At 73.3% G+C, this 19,823-nt stretch carries 14 protein-coding genes; 7 read left to right on the top strand and 7 right to left on the bottom strand.

Features of this window, described 5'->3' with window-relative positions:
* Nucleotides 1-2: 2 nt before the first annotated feature.
* Nucleotides 3-545, top strand: coding sequence for a general stress protein (locus JWR33_RS08040; RefSeq protein ID WP_297410874.1), 543 nt, complete (start codon nucleotides 3-5; stop codon nucleotides 543-545).
* A gap of 83 nt (nucleotides 546-628) precedes the next feature.
* Here the strand turns inward: JWR33_RS08040 and JWR33_RS08035 are convergent, their stop codons facing one another.
* Entirely contained in the window at nucleotides 629-2,065 is a 1,437-nt protein-coding gene (locus tag JWR33_RS08035) for an aminopeptidase P family protein (RefSeq protein WP_297410872.1), read from the bottom strand.
* Between the two features lie 29 nt (nucleotides 2,066-2,094).
* Nucleotides 2,095-3,129, bottom strand: coding sequence for an endonuclease/exonuclease/phosphatase family protein (locus tag JWR33_RS08030; protein WP_297410870.1), 1,035 nt, complete (start codon nucleotides 3,127-3,129; stop codon nucleotides 2,095-2,097).
* Nucleotides 3,130-3,218: 89 nt separating this feature from the next.
* On the opposite strand from JWR33_RS08030, the gene JWR33_RS08025 reads away from it, so the two are divergent.
* Nucleotides 3,219-4,076, top strand: a complete 858-nt coding sequence (locus tag JWR33_RS08025; RefSeq protein WP_297410868.1) for a PHP domain-containing protein — start codon at nucleotides 3,219-3,221, stop codon at nucleotides 4,074-4,076.
* 132 nt (nucleotides 4,077-4,208) lie between these two features.
* Here the strand turns inward: JWR33_RS08025 and JWR33_RS08020 are convergent, their stop codons facing one another.
* Nucleotides 4,209-5,708, bottom strand: a complete 1,500-nt coding sequence (locus tag JWR33_RS08020) for a DEAD/DEAH box helicase (protein ID WP_297410867.1) — start codon at nucleotides 5,706-5,708, stop codon at nucleotides 4,209-4,211.
* Nucleotides 5,709-5,885: 177 nt separating this feature from the next.
* Here JWR33_RS08020 and JWR33_RS08015 point away from each other — a divergent pair, with 177 nt between their 5' ends.
* On the top strand, nucleotides 5,886-6,596 hold the full coding sequence (locus JWR33_RS08015; RefSeq protein WP_297410866.1) for a ferritin-like fold-containing protein: 711 nt from the start codon (nucleotides 5,886-5,888) through the stop codon (nucleotides 6,594-6,596).
* 53 nt (nucleotides 6,597-6,649) lie between these two features.
* On the opposite strand, the gene JWR33_RS08010 is transcribed toward JWR33_RS08015, so the two are convergent.
* Both JWR33_RS08010 and JWR33_RS08005 read right to left on the bottom strand, forming a co-directional pair.
* Nucleotides 6,650-6,994, bottom strand: a complete 345-nt coding sequence (locus JWR33_RS08010) for a hypothetical protein (RefSeq protein ID WP_297410864.1) — start codon at nucleotides 6,992-6,994, stop codon at nucleotides 6,650-6,652.
* Between the two features lie 7 nt (nucleotides 6,995-7,001).
* Nucleotides 7,002-7,226 (bottom strand): DUF3107 domain-containing protein, encoded by a 225-nt coding sequence (locus JWR33_RS08005; protein ID WP_297410863.1) that lies wholly within the window; start codon nucleotides 7,224-7,226, stop codon nucleotides 7,002-7,004.
* 113 nt (nucleotides 7,227-7,339) lie between these two features.
* On the opposite strand from JWR33_RS08005, the gene JWR33_RS08000 reads away from it, so the two are divergent.
* Nucleotides 7,340-10,537: a UrvD/REP family ATP-dependent DNA helicase gene (locus JWR33_RS08000; RefSeq protein ID WP_297410862.1), complete on the top strand. Its 3,198-nt coding sequence runs from the start codon at nucleotides 7,340-7,342 to the stop codon at nucleotides 10,535-10,537.
* The gene (locus JWR33_RS07995; RefSeq protein WP_297410861.1) at nucleotides 10,534-13,704 is read left to right on the top strand and encodes an ATP-dependent DNA helicase; all 3,171 of its coding nucleotides are present in this window, start codon (nucleotides 10,534-10,536) and stop codon (nucleotides 13,702-13,704) included. The genes JWR33_RS08000 and JWR33_RS07995 overlap by 4 nt, the downstream gene beginning before the upstream one ends.
* Here the strand turns inward: JWR33_RS07995 and JWR33_RS07990 are convergent.
* Nucleotides 13,659-14,717, bottom strand: coding sequence for a phosphotransferase (locus tag JWR33_RS07990; RefSeq protein WP_297410860.1), 1,059 nt, complete (start codon nucleotides 14,715-14,717; stop codon nucleotides 13,659-13,661). The genes JWR33_RS07995 and JWR33_RS07990 overlap by 46 nt on opposite strands.
* Nucleotides 14,718-14,780: 63 nt before the next feature.
* Here JWR33_RS07990 and nudC point away from each other — a divergent pair, with 63 nt between their 5' ends.
* Both nudC and JWR33_RS07980 read left to right on the top strand, forming a co-directional pair.
* Nucleotides 14,781-15,728: an NAD(+) diphosphatase gene (gene nudC / locus JWR33_RS07985; RefSeq protein ID WP_297410859.1), complete on the top strand. Its 948-nt coding sequence runs from the start codon at nucleotides 14,781-14,783 to the stop codon at nucleotides 15,726-15,728.
* Between the two features lie 33 nt (nucleotides 15,729-15,761).
* Complete coding sequence (locus tag JWR33_RS07980; protein WP_297410858.1) at nucleotides 15,762-17,486, top strand: ATP-dependent helicase; 1,725 nt, start codon at nucleotides 15,762-15,764, stop codon at nucleotides 17,484-17,486.
* Nucleotides 17,487-18,476: 990 nt separating this feature from the next.
* On the opposite strand, the gene JWR33_RS07975 is transcribed toward JWR33_RS07980, so the two are convergent.
* Nucleotides 18,477-19,799, bottom strand: a complete 1,323-nt coding sequence (locus JWR33_RS07975) for a zinc-dependent metalloprotease (RefSeq protein WP_297410857.1) — start codon at nucleotides 19,797-19,799, stop codon at nucleotides 18,477-18,479.
* Nucleotides 19,800-19,823 lie beyond the last annotated feature (24 nt).

Genomic DNA, 19,823 nt, shown 5'->3' with positions numbered 1-19,823 from the left:
GCATGACCAGTCCCTCCCCGTTCTCCGGTCGCCGCCCGAGCGAGCCCACCCTGCCGCGCGGAGAGATCGTGGCGAGCTACGAGACCTACGCCGAGGCGCAGCAGGCGATCGACAAGCTCGTCAAGGTCGACTTCACCGTGCGCGACGTCGCGATCGTCGGCAACGACCTCAAGAGCGTCGAGCATGTGACCGGTCGCCTCACCTACGGCCGAGCCGCGGGTGCCGGTGCGCTGTCCGGCCTCTGGCTGGGCGTCTTCTTCGGCGTCGTGCTGCTGCTGTTCTCCCCGACGAGCCCGAACGTGCTCGGGGTCGCGCTCGCCGCCGCGCTCATCGGCGCCGGCTTCGGCATGCTCTTCGCACTCGCCAGCTACGCCTTCACCCGCCGCATCCGGGACTTCACGTCGACCCGGGCGGTCGTCGCCTCGAGCTATGCCCTGGTGGTGGAGCCCTCCACTGCGGCACGGGCGCGAGCCCTGCTCAACGAGGGCGAGGCGCTGCCCATCGCCGAAGTGCCCGACGAGCGGACGCCCCCCGCCGCCCTCTGAGCGCTTCTGACTTCGCGGCGGGCGGTCTCCCCTCCGTCGACCTGCGGGTTCGCGCTTTCCCCCAGGGCGACCCGACCTCCGGGTCAGCCGACGATGCGGCGGATCCACTCCTCGACCTCGTCCGCGGTGCGCGGGATGGCGGCGGAGAGGTTCTCCACGCCGTCCTCGGTGACGAGCACGTCGTCCTCGATCCGCACGCCGATGCCGCGGAACTCCTCGGGCACCGTCAGGTCGTCCGGCTGGAAGTAGAGGCCCGGCTCGATCGTGAAGACCATGCCCGGCTCGAGCAGCCCCTCGCGGTAGAGCTCACGACGCGCCTTCGCGCAGTCGTGCACGTCGATCCCCAGGTGGTGGCTCGTGCCGTGGACCATGTAGCGGCGGTGCTGCTGGTTCTCGGGCTCCATCGCCTCCTCCGCCGACACCGGCAGGAGGCCCCACTCGGCCGTCTTGCGCGCGATGACGGCCATCGCCGCGTCGTGCATGTCGAGGAAGCGGACGCCCGGCCGGGCCACGGCGAACGCCGCGTCGGCCGCCTCGCGGACGGCCTCATAGACGAGTCGCTGGGTAGGCGTGAAGCGGCCGTCGATCGGCAGGGTGCGGGTGATGTCCGCCGTGTACAGGCTCGGCAGCTCGACTCCGGCGTCCATCAGCATCAGGTCGCCCGGCACCACCGGCCCGTCGTTGCGGGTCCAGTGCAGGATGCAGGCGTGCGGGCCCGACGCGGCGATGGTGTCGTAGCCGACGTAGTTCCCGTCGGCGCGAGCCCGCGTGTAGAAGACGCCCTCGACGAGCCGCTCGCCGCGCACGTGCTGCTGGATGCGCGGCAGGTCGGCGATCACGTCCTCGAAGCCGAGGGCGGTGGCGGCGATGGCCTCCCGCATCTGGCCGATCTCGTACTCGTCCTTCACCAGCCGATACTCGCTCAGGGTGCGGGCCAGGTCCTCGTCCTTGTCCGCGTCCAGCTCGCCGTCCGCCGACTCCAGCTCGGCGAGGGGGGCAGTGGCCACGCCCAGCTCCGCGGAGACCTGCTCAAGCGAAGGCCGAGGACCGATCCAGAACTCGCCGACCTCGGGGTTCGCGTAGAACTCGTCCGAGTCACGGCCGGCCGCCGGGCGGAAGTAGAGGGTGGAGAGGTGCCCGTCGCCGGCCGGCTCGAGCACCAGCACGGAGTCCGGCTCGGCGTCCGCGCCCCAGCCCGTGAGCCAGGAGAAGGCGGAGTCGGGACGGAACGGGAAGTCGGTGTCGTTGGAGCGCACCTTCCGGCTGCCGGCACGCACGACGAGGCGGACTCCGGGGTAGGCGGCCGACAGCCGCCGCCGGCGCTCCGCGGCGTAGGGAGCCTGGTCCCGGGTCGGGGGAGTCACCCGCACGCGGTCCGCCCAGCCGGTGCCGATGTACGCGCCGAACGACTCCGGCCAGGGGGCGGCGCGGTTGGGGGTCGCGCGCGGCGCCTCGTCCGCCGGCGACGCCCCGGGGGCCTGGAGGTCAGGGGCGGACAGGGCGGACTCTTCGCTCTCCATGGCTCCCATTCTCCTCCTTGCAGCGGCGGTCAGCCCGCTCGGGTCAGCTGAGCGAGGATCGGCCGGTGGTCGCTGCCCGCGCCGTCCCGGTCGCCGACCACCCGGAACCCGCTGACCCGCCACGACGGCGTGGCGAGCACGTGGTCGATCGCGGTGCCGAGCAGCGCCGGAAGCTGCGTGGGCCAGGTCCCCATCGCGCCCGCCTGCGACTGACGGGCGGCGTCGCGGCAGGCGCCGAGGTCGGTGAAGGCACGGTCGCCATCCACGTCCGCCGCCCCCGTCGACAGCCCGCTGAAGTGGTCGAGGGTCGCGTTGAAGTCGCCCGCCACGATCACGTCCGCCTCCTGGCACCGGGCGGCGAGCCAGGCGAGGTCGCTGCGCCACTCGGGCAGGTACTCGGGCAGCGGCGCGACCGCATGCGCGGCGATGATCGTGGGTCCCGCCCCGGTGGGCGTCGCCACCACGCTCGGCAGGACCGACGTGTTCGACCGGCCCTCGCCGATCACATAGGGGCCGAGATCGGAGCTGATCAGGAGCGAGGTCGATCGCGCCGTGGACACGTCGTCGTAGGCGACCGTGTAGGCCACCAGGGGAAGGCCGGCGTCCCGAGCGCTGGAGGCCACCTCCTCCGCGGTCGCCGCAGTGGTCTCGGGCAGCGCCACGATGTCGGGCTCCGTCTCCAGCACGAGCTCGGTGATGCCCTTCACGCCCGGCGCGTCGCCCAGGGTGTTCCAGCTGAGCACCGTGATCGACGTCTCCGACTCGGCCTCGAAGCCGGGTCCGCCGAAGCCGCGGGAGGCGAGGACGGCGGCCTGCAGGCCGGCGAAGGCCAGCAGCAGGGCGGCCACGGTGGCGAAGAACCGGCGACCCGAGCGCACGAGCAGCGCGAGCAGCGTGCCGAGGACCGCCGCCAGCACTGCGCCGCCCGCCAGCGCCGCGCGGAAGGAGATCGCCTGGGCGACGGGGGCGGTCCGCTGCAGCGTGAGGAGCTGCGGCCACGCGAGCACGACGAGCGTGCCCGCCAGCGCGAGCACCACTGCGGCCGCGAGGACCCGGCGGATCACGCCATCAACCTAACGGAGGGGCGCAAGGCCGCCGGGAGCGGCGAGATCGTGTCGATGGCGAGCCGCAGCCGCCCGCCTACCATGGGGGGATGCGTGTGCGGGGACCGGCCGATCTGCACACCCACTCGCGGGTGTCCGACGGAACCGAGTCGCCGGCGGAGCTCGTCGCCGCCGCCGCCGCAGCGAAACTCGGGACGCTCGCCCTCACCGACCATGACTCGACCACCGGCTGGGCGGAGGCGAGCGAGGCGGCACGCGCGAACGGGGTCGATCTGATCCCCGGCATGGAGCTGAGCACCCGTCTCGGCTGGCAGAGCGTGCACCTCCTCGGCTACCTCTTCGATCCGGCCGACCCGAGCATCCTGGCCGAGACGGAACGCATCCGCAGCGACCGGTCGACGCGCGCCGAGGCGATGGTCACGCGCATCGCGCACGACTACGAGCTCGAGTGGGGCGACGTGCTCGCCCAGACGACTCCCGGCGCGACGATCGGGCGGCCGCACATCGCCGACGCCCTCATCGCCCGCGGCCACGTGAACGACCGAGGGGAGGCCTTCGCGACGATCCTGCACTGGCGGGCCGGATACTACGAGCCGCACTACGCCCCCGAGCCGCTCGAAGGCGTGCGGCTGGTGGTGGCAGCCGGTGGCGTCCCCGTCATCGCGCACCCAGCCGTGAGTCGCGAGCGGATGCTCCCCGAGGACTACCTGCGCCGACTCGTCGACGAGGGCCTGTTCGGGCTCGAGGTGCACCACCGGGACAACAGCGAGGCCGGCGCCACGCGCCTCCTCGAGCTCGCGGCGAAGTACGACCTGGCGGTCACCGGCTCGAGCGACTACCACGGCACCGGAAAGCTCAACCGTCTGGGCGAGCACACCACCTCCCCGGAGGTGCTGGAGCGCCTCATCGCCCGCGCGACGGGGTGGGCGCCGGTCATCGGCTCCTAGGCGCGTCGCGCGGCGTCGGCATCACCGAGCGCGCCTCGAAACACCGAGCGCGACTCGTAGACGGGGCGCGGTCGGCGTCTCGGGGCGCATTCGCCGGATTGGGGGAGTTGCGCGAGCTCGAGTCGCGGAGGGTTACGCGGACTGGGCCGGGCGCTGGCCGCCCCCGCGGCGACGGCGGCGCGGAGCCGATCCTGCGCCGTCGTGGGCTCCGGAGCCGGACGCGTGCTCGGCGTGCGCCCCCTGCGGGGCGGCTGCTCCGCCGGTCGGCGAGGAGTGGGTGCGGCGGCGCGAGCGGGCGCGGCGCTCCTCCGAGTCGCCCTCTGAGCCGGAGCCGGAACCCGAACCAGAACCGGCAGCAGAGCCGGATCGCGAGCCGGAGCCAGACGCAGAACCCGCACCGGTGCCCCCGGTCGCGGCGGCCGCGCGCGGCGGCTGGGCGGCGGCGCGGGCAGAGGCGAGGCGGCCGCGCGTGCCGGCGGGGATGCCGAGGTCCGCATAGAGGTGCGGCGATGACGAGTACGTCTCCGTCGGCTCCGGCTGCCCGAATTCGAGGGCCCGGTTGATGAGGGACCACTTGTGCAGGTCCTCCCAGTCCACGAACGTCACGGCGATGCCGGTCTTGCCCGCGCGCCCGGTCCGGCCGACGCGGTGCAGGTACGCCTTGTCGTCGTCCGGGATCGTGTGGTTGATCACGTGGGTCACGTCGTCGACGTCGATGCCGCGGGCGGCCACGTCGGTCGCGATGAGCACGTCGCGCTTGCCGGCCTTGAACGCGGCCATGGCGCGCTCGCGCTGCTCCTGGGTGAGGTCGCCATGCACGGCGGCCGCGTTGAAGCCGCGGTCGCTGAGCTCCTCGACGAGCTTCGCGGCCGCGCGCTTGGTGCGCGTGAAGATGACGGTCTTGCCGCGGCCCTCGGACTGGAGCATCCGGGCGATGATCTCGTCCTTGTCCAGGGAGTGGGCGCGGTAGACGAGGTGCTTGATGTTGGCCTGGGTGAGACCTTCGTCGGGGTCGGTCGCCCGGATGTGCACCGGGCGGTTCATGAACCGGCGGGCGAGCGCCACGATCGGGCCCGGCATGGTGGCCGAGAAGAGCATGGTGTGTCGCGTGGCGGGGGTCTGCGCGAACAGCTTCTCGATGTCCGAGAGGAAGCCGAGGTCGAGCATCTTGTCGGCCTCGTCGAGCACCATCTCGCGCACGTTCGCGAGCGAGAGGAGACGCTGGCCGGCGAGGTCGAGGAGCCGGCCCGGCGTGCCGACCACGATCTGTGCGCCCGCCTTGAGCTGCTCGATCTGGCCCTCGTACGCCTTGCCGCCGTAGATGGAGACGACGGTGGTGGGCCGGTTCTTGGTGATGACCTCGAGGTCTTCGGTCACCTGCACGCACAGCTCGCGGGTGGGGACGACGACGAGGACCTGCACGCCCGGCGCCGGTTCGAAGCCGAGCCGCTGCACGATGGGGATGCCGAAGCCGAGCGTCTTGCCCGTTCCGGTCTTGGCCTGGCCGATGATGTCCTGGCCGGCGAGACCGAGGGGGATCGTCTGGGTCTGGATGGGGAAGGGCTCGTTGATGCCCGTGCTGGTGAGTGCGTCGGCGATGTCGGAATCGACGCCGAGTTCAATGAAAGTCACGAAGGAGATGCGCCTGTTCTGGTTCGCGCCCGTTGGACCTAGGCGCTCGTCTCTTCCGGCAAGATGGCGCGGAAGTCCCCTCAGTCTACCTGGCGTGCCCGGAGCGCGCCGGGCGTCCTCTCCGAGGGGCCGCGCCTCCCCGCCGCCCGCGCCCCCTCCGCGCCCTAAGCTGGGGCGGTGATCTCCTGGTTCGGACGACACGGCGACGGCGCCGAGTTCCCGCGGGCAAGGGGACGCGCGTCCGCTGCTCTGCCGATCGATCGGGTGAGCATCGAGGCGCTCCGGCCGGAGCCGATCGCCGTGCTCGGGCAGGCCGCCTATCTGCAGCTGGCGCTGTTCGAGGCGCTCGGGCGTGCCGCCTCCGCCTCGTCCGCGCTGCCCGCCAAGGCCGCGCTCTCCGCCTCCGCTGGCCTGGTGCTCGCCAAGCACCGGGCCCTCTCCGACGAGCTGCGGCGTCGCGGTGCGGATCCGGCCACGGCGATGGCTCCCCACCGCCTGGCCACCGACGCCTTCATCGAGAAGGTCGCCGGTGCCGACTGGTACGAGGCGCTCACGAGCATCTACCTGACCACCGGCCTGCTCGACGACTTCTTCGCCCGCCTCGCCTCCGGCATCCCCGACACCGGGGAGCGTGTGGCCGCGATCATCTCCGGCGACAACGGCATGGCGGCGATCGTCGACCTGCTGAGCGAGGGCATCGCCGCCACTCCGACGCTCGCCTCGCGGCTGGCGGTCTGGGGCCGGCGTCTGGTGGGGGACACCCTGCTGCTCGCGCGCTCCGCGCTGCCTGCCGGCCCCGCGCCCAAGGAGCGCCGGATCGAGCCCATCCTCACGGAGCTGATGGCGGAGCACACCCGGCGGATGGACCGCCTCGGGCTCACCGCCTAGCGCTTCCCGCCCAGCTCGGACGGCCGAAGCCCGCGCTGAGTGGGGGAGATCGCCTAGCGCCGAGCGGTCGTGGCGACCGAGCCGGAGCGCGCCCGTGAGGGCACCGCGCCTGCCTTGGCGAGCGTGCGGAGACGCTCCTCGTCGTGACGGCTGCGGTTCGCGCCCAAGCGGAGCGCCACCAGGACGACCGCGGCTGCGGTGACCAGGAACGTGATGAGCCAGATCAGCGGGTCGTCCCACGGCAGGCCGGCCCAGGTCAGTGCGACCCAGACCACTGCGGCGACGGCGGCACCGATCGCCGGCACGAGCAGCACACCGCTCGTGGTGCGGCGGGGCAGCGAGTAGCGGGCGAGGAGCCCGAGGAGCACGCCGCCGAGGGTGACGAAGAGCAGCTCCACGGGAGTGTCAGGCCACGAAGCCGACGCGGCGGGTCTTCTCCGACCCCACCTCGACGTAGGCGAGCGAGGCGGCGGGAACCAGGTAGAGCTTGCCGGACTCGTCCGCGAGACGCAGGAACTTGGCGCCCGACTCGAGCCCCTCGGCGACCGTCTTCTCGATCTCCGAGCTCGACTGAGCCGACTCGAAGCTGAGCTCCCGGCCGCTGTTGATGATGCCGATGCGAATCTCCACGATGGCCTTCCTGTCCGGACCCGGAGGGTCCCGTTCGTCCGGGAAAGCCTACGGCAGGGGCCGGAACCGGCCCGCTCCCGTTCTCTGTCGGCGCACGGCGCTAGCGTGTTCGGGTGGGAATCGAGGGGTTCCGGGACTCGTCGCCCGGAGGAGGTGGGGGCGTCGCCCTCGACCCCGCGCAGACCGCCGTGCTGCAGCTTCCGGCGGGGGAGAGCGCGGTGGTCGTGGGACCTCCCGGGTCCGGCAAGACGACCACGCTGGTCGAACTGGTCGCCGCGCGCGTTGCGGCGGGTCAGGCTCCCGCCGACTTCCTCGTGCTCGCGCCCTCGCGCCAGGCGGCCACCCGGCTCCGCGACCGGATCGCCCTGCGCCTCGGGGTTCCGACGGGCGGACCGCTGGCGCGCACCGCCGTCTCGGTCGCCTTCGAGATCGTGCGCGCCGAGGCGGCCCGCAACGGCGACGACCAGCCACGGCTGCTCACCGGCGCGGAGCAGGACGGCATCCTCGCGGCACTCCTCGAGGGCCACGGCGAGAGCGACCGGGACGGCAGTGCGGCCGGCGGCTCCGGCCCGGCGTGGCCGGAGCAGCTCGACGCCGACGTCCGCCGCCTTCCGGCGTTCCGCACCGAACTGCGGGAACTGCTGTCCCGCGCCACGGAGGCGAACCTCGCGCCGGCCGAACTCGCCGCGCTGGGCCGCCGGGACGGGATTCCCGAGTGGGAGGCGGCGGGCGCGTTCGCCGAGGAGTACCACGAGGTGCTCGACAGCTATCGCTCCTCGTCCTACGACGCGGCAGACCTCCTCGCGGAGGCGTCGGCGCTCGTCCGCTCCGGCGGGTCGGCGGACCCGCCCCGCCTGGTACTCGTCGACGACGCTCAAGAGCTCGGCGCGGGAACGGTCGAGCTGCTCGCGGCCTGGGTCGCCCGCGGGAGTGCGGTGATCGCATTCGGCGACCCCGACATCGCGAGCACCGGCTTCCGCGGCGGCCGGGCGGACCTCCTCGCGCGGCTGGGGATCGAGCTGCGCCTGCCGCGCCTGCGCACCCTGCTGCTCGCCACCGGGCACCGGGCCGACCCGGAACTGCGCGAGGTGACCTCTGCGGTCACGAGCAGGATCGGTGCCGCGGGGTTCGGCCGCCACCGGTACCGCCCCGCACCTGCACCACCCTCGGATACGGGCACGGACGCCGCGGCGGGCATCGAACCGACGCCGGGCGGGGACCGCGATGCGCCGGCCTCGCCGCCCGTCCTGCGCATCGAGGCGCCCGGCCGCCCGGAGGAGATCGCCCGGCTCGCCCACAAGCTGCGCGAGCTGCACATCCGGCAGGAGATCCCCTGGCACCGGATGGCGGTCGTCGTCCGGTCCGGCCGGCTCGTGCCGTCCTTCGCTCGCGGGCTCGCCATCGGCGAGGTGCCGACCCGGACGAGCCTCGCGGCCCGTCCCCTGCGGGAGGAGTGGGCGGCGAGGCACCTCGTCGACGCGGTGGCCGTCGCGGTGGGCACGGTGCCGGCCGATGCCCCGGCGCTCGCGGGACTGCTGCTCGGACCCCTCGGGGGACTGGACGCCGTCGCTCTGCGCCGGCTCCGCCTCGCGCTCCGCCAGGAGGAGCTCGCGGGCGACGGCGCGCGGCCCGCGGACGAGCTGCTGATCGAGGCGATGGCCGCCGCCGGTCGACTGCAGACGATCGACGCGATGCCGGCCCGTCGAGCAGGGCGGCTCGCGGAGAGCCTCGCCCTGGTCCGCACGGCGCATGCCGCCGGTGGCTCGATCGAGGAGCTGCTCTGGCAGCTGTGGGAGCGCAGCGGGCTCGCCCGCAGCTGGGGCGCCCAGGCGCAGGGCACCGGCGTGCTCGCCGACGAGGCGAACCGCCACCTCGACTCGGTCGTCGCCCTGTTCACCGCTGCGCAGCGCTTCGTGGAGCGCTCGCCGGGGTCGCCCGCCACCGACTTCCTCACCGAGGTGCTCGGCGCGGACCTGCCCGAGGACACCCTCGCCCCCCGCTCCGGAGCGGACGCGGTGCTCGTGTGTGCGCCCACCGCCCTGCTCGGCACCGAGTTCGACGTGGTCGCGGTCTCGGGGCTCCAGGAGGGCACCTGGCCCAACCTCCGGCTGCGCGGAACGCTGCTGCACGCGGGCCGCCTCAGCCAGGCGCTCGAGGGTCTGCCGGTCGCCGAGCTCGACTCGCGCCGGGCCGTGCTCGACGACGAGCTGCGGATGTTCGCCCTGGCGGTCTCGCGGGCGCGCTCCCGGCTGCTCTTCACCGCCGTGTCGAACGTCGACGAGCAGCCCTCGTCACTCCTGCGGCTGCTGCCCCCCGACACCCCCGTCGACGTCTCGGCGGATCGGACGCCGCTCACGCTGCGCGGCATGGTTGGCTCCCTCCGGCGCGACCTCGCCGGCAACCCGCTGTCGCCGGCGGCATCGGCCCTCGCCCGGCTGGCGCGGGAACAGGTCCCGGGCGCAGATCCGGCCTCCTGGTACGGGCTGCTCGCCCCGAGCAGCGACCGGCCGCTGGTCGACCTCACCGATCCGGAAGCCCGCGTGGCGGTGTCCCCGTCCCGCCTCGCCACCGTGGAGAAGTCCCCGCTCGGCTGGTTCGTGGACGTGATGGCCGCGAGCCCGTCCGGGATGGCCGCCAGCATCGGCACCGTGCTGCACGCCGCGATGGAGAAGCTGTCGACCACCCCGGGGGCCGACCTGTCGCCGCAGGCCGTGATGGCGGCGGTGGACGAGCGCTGGAGCGAGTTCTCCTTCGAGTCGCCCTGGGTGGAGGAGTACGAGCGGCGGCGCACCACCCGGCTCGCGGAGGGACTCTCCGACTACCTCTCGGGCTTCGAGAGCGAGGGGCACCGGCTGCTGGGCGCCGAGACGGAGTTCGAGTTCGAGGTGGGCGCCGCGCTGGTGCGGGGCACGATCGACCGGGTCGAGCGGACCGCGGACGGCGCCGTCGTGATCGTGGACCTCAAGACCGGCCGCCGCTGGCCCACCAAGGACGAGCTGCCGGGGCACGCCCAGCTGGGTCTCTACCAGCTGGCGAGCGTCGACGGAGCGCTTGAGACCCTGCCGCGCGACGCGCCCTCGGGCGGCGCCAAGCTGCTCTTCGTCGCGGACGGAGTGGCCGGTCGGCTCTACCGCGAGGCGACGCAGCAGGTGCTCGAGCCGGAGGCCCTCGAGGCGTTCCGGGATCGCGTCAAGGCCGCCGCCGAGACGATGGCGGGCACCCTCTTCCCCGGCACGGACGGGCTCGAGGAGCGCGACCCTTACGCCCGCTACGCGTACCGCATCCACCTTGTGCCGGCGGTGTCGGCATGACGAGCGCCTTCGAGATCGCCCGGGTCCTCGGGCTGCCGGAACCCACGCCGCAGCAGCGCGCCGTGATCGAGGCCGGTCTCACGCCGAGCCTCGTGGTCGCGGGCGCGGGCAGCGGCAAGACCGAGACGATGGCGAACCGCGTGGTCTACCTGCTCGCCAACGGCGCCGTCGAGCCGAGCGAGATCCTCGGCCTCACCTTCACCCGCAAGGCGGCGGGGGAGCTCGGCGAGCGGGTCACCCGGCGAGTGGACGCGCTCACCCGGAGCGAGCTCGGCGTGGGCGAGGTGGATCCGTTCGACGCGCCGACCATCGCGACCTACAACTCCTTCGCGAGCACCATCTTCCGGGAGCACGCCCTCGCGATCGGCCGCGAGCCGGACGCGCTGGTGCTCGGCGAGGCGTCCGCCTGGCAGCTGGCCCGCCGGGTGGTGCTGGAGAGCGATGACGACCGGCTCGTGGGGCTCGAGAAGTCCGTGGACCGGGTCACGGAGGGCGTGCTGGCGCTCAGTCGCGCGCTGGCGGACAACATCACGGAACCCGCCGACGTGCGGCGGATGGTCGAGGACTTCGGCCGCCTCGGCGAGCTGCCGTACGGCAACTCCCGCGTGAAGCAGCAGTACCGGTCGCTGCGGGACGCCGTGTCGATCGTCGGCACGCTGCCCCCGCTGCTCGCGCTCGCCGAGGAGTACTCCCGGCAGAAGGTGCGCCGCGGGCTCATCGAGTTCTCCGACCAGATCGCCCTGGCCCTCGAGATCTGCCGCCGGGTGCCCCGAGTGGCCGAGGAGTACCGGTCGCGGTTCCGAGTCGTCCTCCTCGACGAGTACCAGGACACGAGCGTGGTGCAGACCCGGCTGCTCGCCGACCTCTTCGCGGGCAGCGGCGTCATGGCGGTCGGCGACCCGCACCAGTCCATCTACGGCTGGCGCGGAGCGAGCGCGAGCAACCTCGCCCGCTTCTCCCGCGACTTCGGCGGCGCGACGGACGGCTCGGCCGCCTTCGCCCTCTCGACCAGCTGGCGGAACCCCGGCCGCGTGCTCGACGCCGCCAACGCCCTGGTCGCCCCCCTCTCGGCCGCCTCGAGCGTCCCGGTGGAGCGCCTGGAGCGCCGACCGGGGTCCGGGGACGGCGAGCTGACCGTGAAGTTCGGGCAGACGGTGCTCGACGAGGCTGCGGCCGTCGCCGACTGGTTCGGCGAACGCCTGACCGTGCCCGACGGCGCCCCGGTGCCGACCGCGGCGATGCTCTGCCGGTCTCTCAAGAAGGTGGCCGTGTTCACCCGGGCACTGGCCGACCGCGGCATCCGCTTCCATGTGCTCGGCGTCGGCGGACTCCTCGAGGACCCGGCGGTGGTCGACCTGGTGGCCACCCTCCGGGTGCTGCACGACCCGAGCGCGGGGCCGTACCTGCTGCGGCTGCTCACCGGCGCCCGGTGGCGCATCGGCGTGCGCGACGTCAAGGCGCTCCGCGATCTCGCCTCCTGGCTCGCGGCCCGCGATGCCGGCCAGCAGCAGCTGCCGCAGAACGTGCGCGACCTGCTTCGGGCATCCATCGCCCTCGACGAGGGAGCCTCCCTCGTCGACGCGCTCGACTTCCTCAGCACCGCGGCGGAGGGGCACGGCGCGCTCCGCGAGTTCAGCGCGGAGGGCCTTCGGCGCCTCCGCCTGCTCGGCGCCGAGCTCGCCTCCCTGCGCTCCCGGGTGGGTCTCGACCTGCTCGACCTCGTCGCGCTCGTGCAGCAGCAGCTGCTCCTCGATGTGGAGGTCGCCGCGAACGAGTCGGCGCCGCTCGGCCGGGGCGGGCTGGACGGCTTCACCGAGCTCGTCGCCGACTTCGTGGCCGGCGACGCCTCCGCGGGGCTCGGCTCCTTCCTCTCCTGGCTGGAGCTGGCCGAGGAGCGGGAGAACCTCAGCCCGCGCACCGAGGAGCCCGAGCCGGGCACCGTGCAGATCCTCACCATCCACGGCGCCAAGGGCCTCGAATGGGACGCCGTCGCGGTGCCGCGCATGGTCGAGGGCGAGCTGCCCGCCCCGCCCCGCAGCAAGCAGGGCTGGCTGGCCTTCGGGGAGCTGCCCTACGAGTTCCGCGGCGACTGGTTCGACCTGCCCACCCTCGGCTGGCGGTCGGCCGACAGCGGCAAGGAGTTCGACGACGCATACTCCGCCTACTGCGACGGAGTGGTCGACGCGCACGCCGCCGAGCAGCGCCGGCTCGCCTACGTGGCCGTGACCCGCGCCAAGCGTGCCCTGCTGCTCACCGGCTCGTTCTGGTGGACCCAGCGCAAGCCCCGTTCGCCCGGCCGCTTCCTGCAGGAGCTGCGGGACGCCGGCCTGATCCCGCCCGAGGCGCTGCCCGACGCCCCGGAGGACGAGGAGAACCCGCTCGACGAGCTCGTGACCCATGTGCCCTGGCCGAGCGATCCGCTCGGCACCCGCCGCGACCGGGTGGCAGCGGCCGCCGAAGCGGTGCGGGACGCCGACGCGAGCGCCTCCACACCCTGGGACGACCATCTGGACCTGCTCATCCAGGAGCGCGACCGCCGGCAGCGCGACGCCGAGCTCGTCGAGCTGCCGGTGCGCATCTCCGCCTCCGCGTTCAAGGACTACGTGACGGCTCCGACGCAGGTCGCCGCCTCGCTCCGCCGTCCGATGCCGCAGCGGCCGTATCGGCAGACGCGGCTCGGCACGCTGTTCCACTCGTGGGTCGAGCGGCGGTACGGCCTGGGCGGGCTCGACGACCTGGTCGACGCTCTGCCCGGCGACCGCGACCTCGACCTCGAGGACCTGGTGGAGAGCGACGAGCTCGAGCGGCTGCAGGGCTTCTTCGAGCGGTCGGAGTGGGCAGAGCTGCGGCCGCTCGCCGTGGAGCTCGAGATCCACCTGCCGTTCGCGGACCGCATCGTGATCTGCAAGATCGACGGCGTGTTCGAGCGGAACGGGCGATACGAGATCGTCGACTGGAAGACGGGCAAGTCCCCGAAGGACGACGACGACCTGGCTCAGAAGCAGTTCCAGCTGGCCCTCTACCGGCTGGCGTTCGCCGCCTGGCAGGGCGTCGATCCCGACTCGATCGACGCCGCGTTCTACTTCGTGGCGGAGGACCGGGTGATCCGGCCCGAGCGGCTCTACTCGGAGAAGGAGCTCCTCGAGCGCTGGTCGAACGCGACCTGAGGACGCTCGTCGAGCATCCGCTGCACCTCGTCGACGTCGAGGATCGGCCCCGTCTCGTGCGCGAGCTCGCCGGCGGTGTCGCCCCGCACGCTCTGCACGAGCACATCGAGCATGTCGACGGCGTCGTCGACGATCCGGGAGTCCTGGGTGTCGATCCCGTGGAGCAGCCACTTGGCGAGCTCCAGCTCGGCGTAGAGCATGGCGCGGCGGCGCAGCTCCTGCACGCCGGCGCCCTTCCGGGCCTCGCCGTAGGTGTCGAGCACGAGGTCGACCGTGTCGGCGCTCGGGGCCGAGAGGATCCAGGACAGGTCGCGCGCGGGGTCGCCGACGCGGAGGTCGGACCAGCCGATGACGCCGACGATCCGGTCCTCCGAGTCAGCCGAATGCAGGAGCGCGTCGGCGTTCATGGCGCCGTGGATGACGGTGGGCTGGTACTGCCAGAGGGAAGTGTCGTCCGTTGCGCTCTCCCAGCGGGACAGCAGGGCGGCGGGCACCCGGGAGGTGGCCGCCGCGCGGTCCATGATCCCGACCACCGAGCGGAGGCTGTCGATGGCGGTCACGACCGGGAGCCCCGCGTCGATCACGAAGCTGGTGGGGAGGCCGTGCACCGCGGCGATCGCGGAGCCGATCGACTCGGCGAGAGGGCCCGGATACAGCCGCTCCAGCCGCACCCGGCGGCCGTACACGAACTCGTAGACGGTGGCGCGGCGGGCAGGCGCACCGGCGGGGGAGCGCACGACCGACTGGCCGATGAACGTGGACAGAGTGAAGGGCAGGCGGGATCGCACGCCGGAGCTCAGCGAGGCCAGCGCGGTGAGCTCCGCGTTCTGCGCGGCCTCGGCCGCGGGAGAGTTGGGGACGCGGACGAGGTAGTGGCTGCCGTCCCGAGCCGTGAGCAGTGCGGTGTCGAAATCCCCGTGCCGATTCGACGTGAACGGCTGGGCCGCCGCGACGTCGAGCCCCGGGACGGCGGATGTCGCCAGCGCGGCTAGAGTGAGGTGGGATCGGGCCATACCGCACAGGGTAGGTCGGCATCCCGGCTCCTCAGACGTTCGCCACGCAGATTGCGCAGGTCGATGCCCGGATCCCTCACTTCGCGGCTGCCGCTGTCCCGGTCTGCCATCGACCGCGACTACCTGGCCAGGTCACGGCCCGGATTGCTCGACGAGCTCCGGGGCGACCCCACCACTCGAGCCGTCCTGCTCTCGCGCGGTCACGCCCTGCTCGAGTCCGCCACGCCGCCGCGGCTCGCGCTGCGACGCCTCGCGGAGGTGCCGGGCGGGGTGCTGCTGGTCTATCTCGGCCGCGCGCTGGGTGAGCCCGACCCGGGAGCGCCGGTCGTTGCCGTGGTGCTCGACGACGCCGGCGCCGAGCAGCTGCAGCCGGATCGCGTGCTGTGGGGCGACCTGCGCCACATCGGCGCCGAGCTCGACGCCCTCGATGCCGGGCTCTTCACGCAGGCGCTCGCCATCACCAACTGGCACGCCTCGCACGGCTTCTCGCCTCGCACCGGCGAGCCGACGCTGCCGGCACAGGGCGGCTGGGTGCGGCATCCCGACGGGCACACCGAGGAGGCGAGCGGGCAGCACGTCTTCCCGCGCACGGACCCCGCGGTCATCGTCGGCGTGACCGATCCGCAGGACCGGCTGCTCCTCGGCGCGAATGCCCTGTGGGGCGGCGAGCGGTACTCGATCCTCGCGGGCTTCGTGGAGCCCGGCGAGTCCCTCGAGGCCGCCGTGCTTCGGGAGATCCGCGAGGAGTCGGGCCTCACCGTCGTCGACCCGATGTACGTCGGCTCCCAGCCCTGGCCGTTCCCGGCGTCGATCATGATCGGCTTCCGGGCCCGGGTGGATCCGGCGCACGGCACCGAACCGGTGCCCGACGGTGCCGAGATTCTGGACCTGCGCTGGTTCAGCCGCGAGGAGCTGGCCGATGGGAGGCGCACGATCGGCATCCCGAGCCGGGCGTCGATCGCCCGTGCGATCATCGAGCAGTGGTTCGGCGGGCCGCTCGACGCTCCCTGATCGAGGCTCCCCGACCACTCGGGGGAGGGGACGATGACCGCAGAGGATCTGCTGGCCGGGCTCGATCCGGAGCAGCGCAAGGCGGCCGAGACGCTGCTCGGGCCGGTGTGCCTGCTGGCCGGGGCCGGCACCGGCAAGACGCGGGCGATCACGCACCGGATCGCGTACGGAGTCGCGTCCGGCGTGTACCCGCCCGGCCGGGTGATGGCGCTCACCTTCACCACGCGGGCCGCGGGGGAGCTGCGCAGCCGGCTCCGGGCGCTCGGCGCCGCGGGCGTGCAGGCGCGCACCTTCCACTCGGCGGCACTGTCGCAGCTCAGCTACTTCTGGCCGCAGGTGGTCGGAGGCACGCTGCCCCGCGTGCTGGACAGCAAGGCGCGGCTGCTGGCGCAGGCGGCCGAGAGCGTGCACGTGAACGTGGACACCGCGGCGCTGCGGGACATCGCGGCCGAGATCGAGTGGCGCAAGGTCAGCGGCGTCTCGCTGGACGAGTACGAGCGCCGCGCTGAGACCCGGCCGCTGCCCAACGGGGTGGACGCGCCCCGGGCGGTCGCCATCCAGCGGGCGTACGAGGAGCTGAAGGACGCGCGCCGCCAGCTCGATTTCGAGGACGTGCTGCTCGCGACGATCGGCATGATCGAGGAGGAGCCGCGCGTGGCCCAGCACGTGCGGGAGCAGTACCGGTTCTTCGTCGTCGATGAGTACCAGGACGTGTCGCCGCTGCAGAACCAGCTGCTCGCCGCCTGGATGGGCGATCACCGGGACCTCTGCGTCGTCGGCGACGCGAGCCAGACCATCTACTCCTTCGCGGGCGCCAAGGCGGACTACCTGCTCGACTTCGGCGCTCGGCATCCCGACGCCGAGGTCATTCGGCTCGAGCGCAACTACCGATCGGTGCCGGCCGTCATCGCGGTGGCCAACCGCCTGATGCGGGACCGGCCCGGAGCCCTCACCCTGCTGCCTGCCGGGGCCGAAGGGCCGCCCATGTCCGACGCGAGCTCGGTGGAGCTGGCCGGCTATCCGACCGAGCCGGCTGAGGCCAGATCGATCGCTGACGCGATTGCCGAGAGGATCGCCGCGGGGGAGCGCCCGCGCGACATCGCGGTGCTCTACCGCATCAACTCGCAGTCGGCCGGGTTCGAGACGGCGCTCGCCGAGCGCGACGTGGCCTACACGGTGCGCGGATCGGCGCGCTTCTTCGAGCGGCGGGAGGTGAAGGAGGCCCTGATGATGCTCCGCGCCGCCGCCCTGACGCAGAGCCAGGATCCCCTGTTCAAGACCGTGAGCGATGTGCTCCGCTCCCTCGGCTGGTCGCAGCAGCCGCCGGAGACTCGGGGCGCGGTGCGCGAGCGGTGGGACTCCCTCGACACCCTGATGAGCCTGGCCGAGGAGGCCGAGGCGGGAACGACGCTGCCCCAGTTCGTCGAGGACCTCGCCGAGCGCCAGGCGGCTCAGCATGAGCCGACGGTGGATGCCGTGACCCTCGCCACCTTCCACTCCGCCAAGGGCCTCGAGTGGGACACGGTCTACCTCGCCGGTGTCTCCGAGGGGTACCTGCCGATCGGCTATGCGCGCACTCCCGAGGCGGTGGAGGAGGAGCGGCGGCTGCTCTACGTGGGCATCACGCGGGCGCGGTCGACGCTGCGGCTGTCCTGGGCCGCGGTGGGACCGCACCGTGCCGCCCCCCGGGAGCGGTCGCGGTTCCTGACAGAGCTCGGCACGAGCATCCCGGATGCGGCCGCCAGAGTGCTCGCCTGACCGATCCGTCCGGCTGCACCCGCAGGGACCTCCCCGCGAAGGCGGTGGGGTCCCCATCGCGGACCGCCTCCGCGGCCCGCACCACGAGCGACGCGGCCTGCAGCACCAGCGCGGGCCGCGAGGCCGCGGCTGCCGGATGCGTGCCCGCGAGAAGCTGAGCCGCGATCGCGTGGCGGAACGGCGCTCGTGCCATGCGGTGCCGCTCCACGCAGTGCAGGCAGGCGGTTGCGCCGGCGAGGACGAGGGGACCGATCTCGACCGAGACGTCGCCGAACACGACGGGCAGGTGCGGGCGGTCGAGCGACAGCCAGCGGGCCGCCGCCGCCGGGGGCACGACGTGCGCGGCGGTCAGCACCCCGAGGGCGGAAGGCCGGTCCGCGCCGCAGGCGGGTCCTGTCGCATCGGCCGGCTGACCGGCGGGGAAGCCGGCATCGCGCAGCGCCGTCGCGAGGAATGCTGCCGCGTCAGCGACGGCGCCCTCCTTGCCGAAGAGCTCCACCACGACGGCCTGGGGGGAGGACTGGACCGCGGCACTGGTGAGCGCGGGGCCGAGCCGAGCGAGGAGGCTGCCGACATCGGGTGGCGGTCCCGGCAGCTCGGCGGCGAGGACCTCCAGCGCGCTCCTCGTCGTGCCGATCCGGAGCGCCGCGAGCAGCCGCTCCTCGCCCGGGCCGGTCAGCGCGAGCACCGCGACCGGCCGCTCGGCGCCGAGCTGCACGCAGTGCGGGGAGCGCCAGACGACGCTGAGGTCGGGGTCGATGCGGAGAACCATCCGCGAATGGTGCCGGACCTCGCGCCTTCGCGCGCGCGTTCTCCCCAGGCCCGCTCCCGGCGCCGTCCGTCCCGAGCAGGCGTGACCTTGCCGCCCCGCCTCTCGCTCAGCAGGCAGAAAATCCGACACCCCGGCGTGTCGGCCATGTTCCGCCTGCTGGAGTGCTTTCCGCCTGCTGAGCGACAGGGCAGGGCACTTCGGCAACCGTGCGGAGCCGGTCAGTCCTCGACGGGGCGGTCCGGGCCGTCGCCGCGCAGCAGCTCCTCGATGGCCTGGTCCACGTCGTCGTCGCTGGCGGGCGCGCTGAGCCGGCGCACGAGAGCCTCCGGGTCGTCGATGTCGGCGGAACCGGGCAGCAGGTCCGGGTGCGACCACAGCTCGTCCCGCTTCTCGTTGCCGAGCGAGTCCCCGACGATCTGCCACATCCGGGCCGCGTCGCGCAGGCGCCGGGGCCGCAGCTCCAGCCCGACCAGGGTCGCGAACGCGGATTCGGCGGGACCGCCGGTGGCACGGCGTCGGCGGACCGACTCGGCGATCGCATCCGACTTCGGCAGCCTCGCGGTCGCCTCGGCGGTGACGACGTCGACCCAGCCCTCGACGAGCGCGAGCATCGTCTCGAGGCGCGCGAGTGCGGCCAGCTGCGCGGGGGTCTTCGGGGGGATGAGCGCACCGGTGGCCAGCGCCTGGCGCAGGCTCTCGGGGTCGTTCGGGTCGAAGTTGGCGGCGAGCTCCTCGACGCGGCTCGTGTCGATGCTGATGCCGTGCGCGAAGTCGGTGATCGCGGACACGAACTGCAGCCGCAGCCAGCGTGCGTGCCGGAACAGGCGGGCGTGGGCGAGTTCCCGCACCGCGAGGTAGAGGGAGATCTGGTCGGGAGCGATGTCGAGGCCCTCGCCGAACGCTTCGAGGTTCTGCGGGATCACCCCTGCCCGCTCGTCGAGCAGCGGGATGCCCACATCGCCGCCGGAGACGACCTCGGCGCTCAGCTGCCCGACCACCTGACCGAGCTGCACGGCGAAGAGGGTTCCGCCGACGCCGCGCACGAGCTGCCCGGCGATCGAAGCCATCTCCTCGGGCGCCTGCTCGCGCAGGACGGCCGTGAGCGCGCCCGCGATGCTGGTGGCGACCGGCTCGGCGAGCTGGCTCCAGAACGGCATCGTCTGCTCGATCCACTCCACCCGGCTCATGAGCCGCGGCGGGTCGGGCAGGGCGGACACGGTGGTGGCCTCATCGAGCCAGAGCGAGGCCACGTGGAGGGCCTGGTCGAGGTCGCGGCGCTGCTGGTCGGTGGGGGTGAAGCTCGTGCGTGAGGCGAAGGCCTTGGCCTGGTCGACGGAGAGCTTCCAGTCGATGCCCTTGTCCGAGTTGGCGATCGCACCCTGCAGCTGGGCGAGCAGCCGAGCCATGCTCTCCGGGTCGGACGGCAGGCCGGCCGCCCCGGCCAGCTTGGCGGGATCGACGCCGGCACCACCGGAGAGCAGCTCGCGCAGGATCTCGCGCAGCTCGTTCTCGGGGTCCGGATCCCGTTCATCGGCGGCCATGAGCGCTCCTCTCGCCGTGCCCCT

Origin of the sequence: Naasia sp., assembly GCF_025465545.1 — a bacterium.
Classification (GTDB): Bacteria; Actinomycetota; Actinomycetes; order Actinomycetales; family Microbacteriaceae; genus Naasia.
This window is presented reverse-complemented; position numbering and strand designations above follow the sequence as displayed.